Source organism: Rhizobacter sp. P3_B12, assembly GCF_056402895.1.
The window spans coordinates 1-1,246 of record NZ_JBFUGN010001381.1 but is presented as its reverse complement, the minus strand read 5'-3'; the positions used below and the strand labels follow the sequence as shown (position 1 = coordinate 1,246).

Genomic DNA, 1,246 nt, shown 5'->3' with positions numbered 1-1,246 from the left:
GGCAGTGCGCCATCGAACGAGCGATCGCGCGGCAGCGGCTGCTCGAGGTACAGCAGCGCGTCGGGCCGCGCGGCGTACGCGGGCAGGGCGGCCAGCCGTGCGAACAGCTCGGAGAGCGCGGTGGTGTCGCCGTACTGCTCGTTGCCGTCGAGCGTGTAGCGGTGGCCGGGCGCCTCGCGGTCGAGCACCGCCAGCACCTCGCCGAGGCGTTGCACATCGGCCTGCGGATCGCCGCCGAGCTTGATCTTGAACACGCGGTGCCCGTAGCGCGCGATCACCGCCGGCAGGCTCACCGGCAGCGGGCCGGCATCCGCGGGCTGCGCCTGCAGCGCATCGAGCATGCCGATGGTGTGGCGGGCCTCGATGCGCAGCCGCGGCACCAGCGTCGGCAGCCATCCGTTCCAGTCGAAGCCTCGCAGGTCGGGCAGCAGCGCGCTGGGCTGCAGGCCGATCGCGTTGCGAGCGACCGCATCGAACACCGACACGCCGAGCGCCTGGCACAGCGCGTCGATCACCGCGCGATCGACGACTGCCGGGCCGAAGGCGCTCGACAGCTCGGTCGCGCCGGCGTGGCGGCCGGCGTCGGCCAGCGCGGCCGCGTGGCGCTGGAACAGCTCGAACGCGCTGGCCGACGCGTCGCCGGCATAGGCCTGCACCGTGCGCTCGACCGCGTTGGCCAGGTGCTCGACGTTCTGCGCGTGCGAGAAGCCGGCGCGCTTGTCGAACCACTTCGGCACCATCAGCTCGGCCGCGTGGCCCTGCCAGCTGCCGCGGCCGGCCACCTCGACGGTGGCGCGCACGAACAGCTGCGGGCAGCGATCGAGCGTGACCGCGCCGAAGCGGAACGRCAGGCGCAGCGCCACCGGCCGCACGCCGCAGTCGACCGCGCGCACGACCAGCAGGATGCCTTCAATGCGCATCGAGCGACCCCTGCGCGTAGAAGTGCGCGCGCAGCGTCTTCGCATACGCGGCGAACGCCTCGCTGCCCATCACCTCGAGCGAGCGCGGTCGCGGCAGCGCGATGTCGTACACCGCGGCGATGGCGCCCGGCCGCTCGGTCATCACCACCACCCGGTCCGACAGGAAGATCGCCTCSKSGATGCTGTGCGTGATCAGCAGCACCGTCTTGCCGGCCGCGCCCCAGATGCGCTGCAGCTCCAGGTTCATGCGCTCGCGCGTCATCGCATCGAGCGCGCCGAAGGGCTCGTCCATCAGCAGCACCGGTGGGTCGTGCAGCAGCGCCCGC

Annotated in this window: 2 pseudogenes; both read right to left on the bottom strand. The window is 72.9% G+C overall.

Annotation, left to right across the window (positions count from 1 at the left end):
* Positions 1 to 920, bottom strand: a pseudogene (locus tag AC1D01_RS35420) (mandelate racemase); the annotation flags it as partial.
* Positions 910 to 1,246, bottom strand: a pseudogene (locus AC1D01_RS35415) (ABC transporter ATP-binding protein); the annotation flags it as partial. The pseudogenes AC1D01_RS35420 and AC1D01_RS35415, both read right to left, overlap by 11 nt.